Annotated in this window: 7 protein-coding genes; 4 read left to right on the top strand and 3 right to left on the bottom strand. The window is 72.5% G+C overall.

The window, feature by feature from the left end; translation table 11 throughout:
* Positions 1 to 553, top strand: a 553-nt coding sequence (locus AB0J39_RS37685) for a hypothetical protein (protein ID WP_363473719.1), incomplete at its 5' end; no start/stop codon positions are given.
* Between the two features lie 10 nt (positions 554 to 563).
* Positions 564 to 1,775 (top strand): cysteine--1-D-myo-inosityl 2-amino-2-deoxy-alpha-D-glucopyranoside ligase, encoded by a 1,212-nt coding sequence (gene mshC / locus AB0J39_RS37690; RefSeq protein WP_363473721.1) that lies wholly within the window; start codon positions 564 to 566, stop codon positions 1,773 to 1,775.
* 133 nt (positions 1,776 to 1,908) lie between these two features.
* Here the strand turns inward: mshC and AB0J39_RS37695 are convergent, their stop codons facing one another.
* The 3 genes from AB0J39_RS37695 to AB0J39_RS37705 form a co-directional block, all read right to left on the bottom strand.
* Positions 1,909 to 2,526 (bottom strand): snapalysin family zinc-dependent metalloprotease, encoded by a 618-nt coding sequence (locus tag AB0J39_RS37695; RefSeq protein WP_363473723.1) that lies wholly within the window; start codon positions 2,524 to 2,526, stop codon positions 1,909 to 1,911.
* A gap of 208 nt (positions 2,527 to 2,734) precedes the next feature.
* A complete protein-coding gene (locus tag AB0J39_RS37700; RefSeq protein WP_363473724.1) occupies positions 2,735 to 2,875 on the bottom strand; it encodes a hypothetical protein in 141 nt (46 codons plus the stop codon).
* A gap of 16 nt (positions 2,876 to 2,891) precedes the next feature.
* The gene (locus AB0J39_RS37705; protein ID WP_363473726.1) at positions 2,892 to 3,518 is read right to left on the bottom strand and encodes a class E sortase; all 627 of its coding nucleotides are present in this window, start codon (positions 3,516 to 3,518) and stop codon (positions 2,892 to 2,894) included.
* 744 nt (positions 3,519 to 4,262) lie between these two features.
* Between AB0J39_RS37705 and AB0J39_RS37710 the strand changes: the two genes are divergently transcribed.
* Both AB0J39_RS37710 and AB0J39_RS37715 read left to right on the top strand, forming a co-directional pair.
* Entirely contained in the window at positions 4,263 to 4,994 is a 732-nt protein-coding gene (locus AB0J39_RS37710; protein ID WP_363473728.1) for a hypothetical protein, read from the top strand.
* Positions 4,995 to 5,357: 363 nt separating this feature from the next.
* A partial coding sequence (locus tag AB0J39_RS37715) for a hypothetical protein (protein ID WP_363473730.1) occupies positions 5,358 to 5,870 on the top strand: 513 nt, incomplete at its 3' end.

The following is a 5,870-nucleotide window of genomic DNA, read 5'->3' on the forward strand; positions in this document are numbered from 1 at the left end:
CCCGGCGGGCCGGCGTCACTCACGCGGCGAACTGCCCCTCCTGGCCGCCGCCACGGGGGAGCTCCCGTCGCTCGACCTGTCCTGGTACGACCCCTTCCATCTCGTCCTCGGCGGGCTCGACGGTGTGCGGCTGTGGAGCTGGGACGGCGAGGTCCTGACCGAGGAGAAGCTGCCCGAGGGCGTGCACATGATCGTGAACACGGGCTGGGACCGCGGCGAGAGCGCGCCGCGCACCGCCTGGTTCCGGCCCCGGTTCGCCCGCGCCGCCCGGCCCGGATGGACCACGGGCGGCTCGTCCGAACGGTTCTGGGGGGAGTGGCTCGACCCCGCCTCGGGCGCCGGGCTGCCCTGGGACGATCCCCGCGCGCTGGTCATGCGGCGGCGGCTGCCGGACGGCCGGGTCTTCGCCAGCCTGTCGGTCACGCTGGTCGCCCTCGCGGAGCAGGGGCTGCGCTACGACTTCTGCCCCCAACCGGACGACCCGGACACCTGGCACGAGATCGACACCTCGTGGACCAGACCGGCTGAACCGGTCCGTCGGCCTCGCGGATAGGCTTCACACCATGCGATCGTGGTCTGCTCCGAATGTCCCCAGGTTGCCTGGTCCGGGCCTTCCGCTCCGTCTGTACGACACCGCCGCCCGTGAGGTGCGGGAGACGGCCCCCTCCGGCGAGGCCCGTCTGTACGTCTGCGGCATCACGCCGTACGACGCCACCCACCTCGGGCACGCCAACACCTACCTCGCCTTCGACCTGGTCAACAGGGTGTGGCGGGACGCCGGCCACGACGTGCACTACACCCAGAACGCCACCGATGTGGACGACCCCCTCCTGGAGCGGGCCGAGGCGACCGGGACCGACTGGCGCTCCCTCGGCGAGCGCGAGATCGAGCTGTTCCGGTCCGACATGGAGGCCCTGCGCATCCTGCCGCCCCGCGAGTACGTCGGGGTCACCGAGACCGTCGGGGAGATCGCCGACCTGATCGTCCGGCTGGCCGAGCGGGGCGCCACGTACGAGATCGACGGGGACGTCTACTTCTCCGTCGCCGCCGCGCCCAAGTTCGGCGCGGTCTCGGGCTACTCCGAGGAGACCATGCTGGAGCTGTTCGGCGAGCGCGGAGGCGACCCCGGCAGGCAGGGCAAGCGCCATCCGCTCGACTGGCTGCTCTGGCGGGCGGAACGACCGGGAGAGCCGTCCTGGGAGTCGCCGTTCGGCCCCGGCAGGCCCGGCTGGCACGTCGAGTGCACCGCCATCGCCCTGCGCAACCTGGGCAGCGGCTTCGACGTCGCCGGCGGCGGTTCTGACCTGATCTTCCCGCACCACGAGATGGGCGCCTGCGAGGGCCACGTGGCCACCGGTGAGTGGCCGTTCGCGCGGGCGTACGTCCACGCGGGCATGGTCGGCCTGGACGGCGAGAAGATGTCCAAGTCCAAGGGCAACCTCGTGTTCGTCTCCCGGCTGCGGCAGACGACCGACCCCATGGCCGTACGGCTGGCTCTGCTGGCGCACCACTACCGCACGGACTGGGAGTGGACGCAGGACCAACTCGCCGCCGCGGAGGAGAGGCTGGCGCGGTGGCGGGCGGCGGTGGCGCGCACGGCGGGCCCCGCGGGCGGCCCGGTGCTGGCGGCGGTGCGCGAGCGCCTCTCGGACGACCTCGACGCCCCGGGCGCGGTCGCGGCGATCGACGCCTGGGCGGCGGCGGAGGGCGACGACGCCTCCTCGCCGGGGCTGGTGCGCGACATCGCCGACGCGCTCCTCGGCGTCGCGCTCTGACTCCCGCCCCCCGGCCCTCGCCCCTCTGACCCTCGCCCCGACCGCACGCGCGACTCTCGTCGCGGCGGCACGGGCCGTCCCCGGGCCGCGCCACGACGGGCGGACCCGGGGACGCGACCGCGCCGGACGCGCCCTACGGCGCGGGAACGAGGTCGCGGGCGGCGTCGGGACGGTCGACGAAGAGCCCGCCGGCGAGGTCCCCCGCGCGGAGGGCGGAGCCGGCGAAGTTCGCCTCGACCGCGCTCCTCTCGGCCGCGCTGGGGTTGGCGTTGGTGCAGCTCACCGGGGCGCTGTGACCGGACATCAGGTCGGTGCAGCGGCCGGTGCGACGGTCGGGCAGACCGAGGATGTGGCCGATCTCATGGGTGGCGATGCGCAGGGGATGGTAGCCCTCGGCGGTCGCCTCCCTGCCCATCCAGATGGTGCCCCGGCCCAGCCTGGTGACGCTCGTGCGGGGCCAGCCGTTGTCGGCGAGCACCACGAAGTCGGCGGGTGTGCCCGCCACGAGCCGCACGCTGGTGACGGAGGCGTTCCAGACCTGTGCGGCCTGGTCCATCACCGCGCGGAACTCGGCGGCCCGGCTCGCGTCGTACCGCAGCACGCGCACCGCCGCGCTCGCCGCCGTGCTCGCCGTCGTGCTCGCCGTGGTGCCGCCGGCCGGCTGGGCCGCCCGGGCCGGGGACACCGTGAGCAGCACGGCCGCTCCCGTGAGCAGGGCCGCGACGGACCGGAGGAACCGTGACACTCGCATCGGGGACACTCGCATCGGGGACACTCGCATCGGGGACATCCGCATCGGGGACATGTGCACCGTCGTCTCCTCGGCTGGGGGATGACCACCACGAGGCGCGCCGGTGACCGGGGTGTCTCGGGTGGGACTGCCGCAAACGTACGTTCGGCGGACCCGGCGGGGGACAGGCCCGTTTTCCCCTACTACCGCGTTATGGATCGCGAGGCGTTCACCCGAGCGGCACCCGGGGAGCCAGCCAGGGGAACACGACGTACCACAGCGCGGCCACCGCGACGCCGGTCAGCAGCAGGACGACGGCCAGCCGCAGCGCGGTGCCGCCGGGCAGGTGCCGCCAGAGGAATCTGTACACGCCGGTTCTCCCTCGGTCAGTCCTGCCGTTCCTCGCGCCGCACGAGCACGCCCTGGACGACCAGGCGCCGCGCGGCGGAGAACTCGGGATGGCAGGTGGTCATGGTCATCAGCGCGGTCGTGGGCCGCCGCCCCGGATGGCCGGGAACGGGGTCGACGACGCCGACGTCCCCGGGATCGACGACCTCCTTGCGCGTGACCTCATAGGTGTAGCGGGCGTCCCGCGCGTCGACCACGATGTCGTCGCCGCGCCGCAGCTCGTCGAGCCGGTTGAACGGCGCGGCGTAGGTGGTGCGGTGCCCGGAGAGCACGAAGTTGCCCACCTGGCCGGGCAGCGCCGTGCCGGGGAAGTGGCCGGGACCCTTGCGCAGCTCCGCCGGCCCGACGCCCTCGACGACCGCGTACCGGTATCCGGCGCCCAGCCGGGGGATGCGCAGCAGCGCCAGGGCGTCGCCGAGCTTCACCGCACCGGGGCCCGCGTGCTCGCCGTGCCTGTCGAAGACGTCTCCGAGCCGCTGCTGCAGGACGCGCTGCTCCCGCTCGGTCTCCGCGCCGGTGCCCCAGAGCAGGTACGCGTAGAACAGCAGCAGGACCAGCCCCACGGGCAGGCACAGCTCGCCGATGACCCTGGTGACCGCTCGCACGCACCGAGTATCGCCCGGGGAAATCTCCGGGCGGCGGCCACGCGGAGGGCGTTGGTGAATTCTTTGGCACGCCCGGTACGTGAGCGGTGAGTCCGCCGCGTGTCCCGCGCCGTACGGCCCGCGTCGTCCGTTCGTGTGCGCGGTCCTTCGCCCACCTCCGGCGGGCGGTGTCGGGTCAACACCGTGAAAAGCCAAACGATCATTTCGTTAAACACTGAGCGCCGGACCCGGGGGCTCTTTCCCGAATGAGTACAACGGTGGAGCAGCGAAATACCGCTGGTGACTCAGTAAATGCTCATTCGCTTGAGCCGGCTACATCGGGAGTCCGAAGTGACGCGAAAAAACACAGTACCTGTTCTCCTGGCGGTGACGGTTGCGGGCGGCCTGACACTCGGCGCCAACGGCATCGCCAATGCCCAGCCCCGCTCTTCGGCGCCGGGGCTCGCCACCCATCCGGATCGGTGTCGGCCCGGGCCCTGCGACCCCGAGGTCGCCGGGAACGGAAACGCCGGCGGCGCAGCCCAGGAGGAGAGGCGCTCGAACCGGCCCCACCCGCACGCGGGCCACCTGTCGCTTGGCCTCGGGCTGGGCCTGGGCCTGGGGCTGGGGGCTACGGCCGCGGCCGGCGTCGGAGTGCGGGCCGAGCCTGCCGTGAACGCGGCGATCGGGAGTGCGGCAGAGGCGGATTGCGTTTGCGCCCCTGCCACCGATGCGGCCGAGCCTGCTGTGGAGGAGACCGGGCCGGTGACCAGGCCTGTGACCCAGCCGGTGACCCAGCCGGTGACCAAGCCGGAGAGCCGGGTCGAGCCTGTGGTGAAGGCCGAGCCGGAGACCCCGTCCCAGCCCGCGGCCGAGCCTGCTCGGGAGGAGACCAAGCCGGTGACCCGCCCGGAGACCAAGCCCGTGGTGGACGCGGAGGCCAGGCCCATCGACGCGGCCGCCGTTGTCGAACCGGTCGTGCCGGCGGTGGTTGAGGAGCAGCGACCGACGGCTGTGCCGGAGACCCAGGTGGTCACACAGCCCAGCGACGGCAACGGCTGGTGGCCGGTGTGGAACCAGCCCACGTGGGGTGGCGACAACGGACCCGGCGTCCGGACGAACAACGAGACGCCGAACGGCAACGCGGGGATCACCCCCGTACAGAACCCCGTACAGAACCCCGTACAGAACCCCGTGCAGAACCCCGTGCAGAGCGCCCCGGGGGCGCAGCAGGCCGCGCCCGGCCCAAGCGAGCTCGAGAACGTGCCGGAGAAGGGGCCCGAGGAGGCTCCGGAGAAGACGGTGCCGGAGACGCCGATGAGGGTGACCCCTGAGCAGGCGATGCCCGCGGGCGGTCCGGCCGGTGGCACCGCTCTGCCGTTCACGGGGGCGCCGACGGGAGTCGCCGCCGCGGGCGCGGGCCTGCTCGCCACCGCCCTCTCCTTCGGCTGCGCCCTGCTGGTCTCCAAGCGCCGCCGCTCCGCACGCGCGAAGTAGACGGCGAGGACAACCGCCAGTTCGCCGTCGTCGGCCCTCGTCTTCGTGCCGGAGGGCCGCTCGCTGTCCGGACGCCGAGCACAGGAGCGGTAAGCCCGTCGCGTGTCCCGCCCCCCACAGCGGGCGCGGGCCGTACCGTGTGCTGCACATCCACCGCGAACCGCGGCGACGCGCTCGTGGTCAATGAAGCGAAAACATGGACGATCCTTCGGTAAGCACCGTGCGCCGTTATGGAGCAAGCCTTCCCGCGACACATATAACAGTCGAGCAGCGAAATGTCGCTGGCAATCAGGGCAAATGCTCAATTAATTTGAGCGCGCGTTATCGGGAGTCCAAGTGGCGCGAACTAAAATACCTATCTTTGTGGCGGCGGCGGTCGCCGGCGGCCTGGCCCTCGGGATCCCCGGGGCCGCGGCGGCGCAGTCCGTCGGCTTCACCGTCCTTCCGTCGGACGACGGCGTGTATCCGCCCAGGCCCGTCGTGGTGGAGAACGTCCAGACGCCGACGGAGCCGGTGGTGGTGAGCGACAACCAGGTGACGCAGCCCAACAACATATGGCCGCAGAACAACTGGCAGGGCTGGAACTGGCCGCAGGCCTACACCAACAACGACACCACCAACAGCAACGCGCAGCCTGTCGTCGCACCCGCCGGTGCGGGCGGCGCCGGCGGGGTCATGCCGGTGCAGAACGCCGTGCAGCAGGCCGCGCCCGAGGCGATGCCGGAGGAGGAAGTCGACGAGGAGATGCCGGAGGAGGAGACCGACGAGGAGAAGACCTCCGACGAGGACTTCGACGAGGAGGACTTCGAGGACGAGGCGGCGGGCATGGGCCCCGAGGAGACCACGGGCGGCGGCGGTCCCGCGCAGGCCGCGGGC

The sequence above is a fragment of the Microbispora sp. NPDC049633 genome, from assembly GCF_040675265.1.
GTDB classification, from domain to species: domain Bacteria; phylum Actinomycetota; class Actinomycetes; order Streptosporangiales; family Streptosporangiaceae; genus Microbispora; species Microbispora maris.

Coding starts and splice junctions, on each gene's coding strand:
- mshC (WP_363473721.1), top strand. CDS start 564: ATGCGATCGTGGTCTGCTCCGAATGTCCCCAGGTTGCCTGGTCCGGGC.
- AB0J39_RS37695 (WP_363473723.1), bottom strand. CDS start 2,526: ATGCGAGTGTCACGGTTCCTCCGGTCCGTCGCGGCCCTGCTCACGGGA.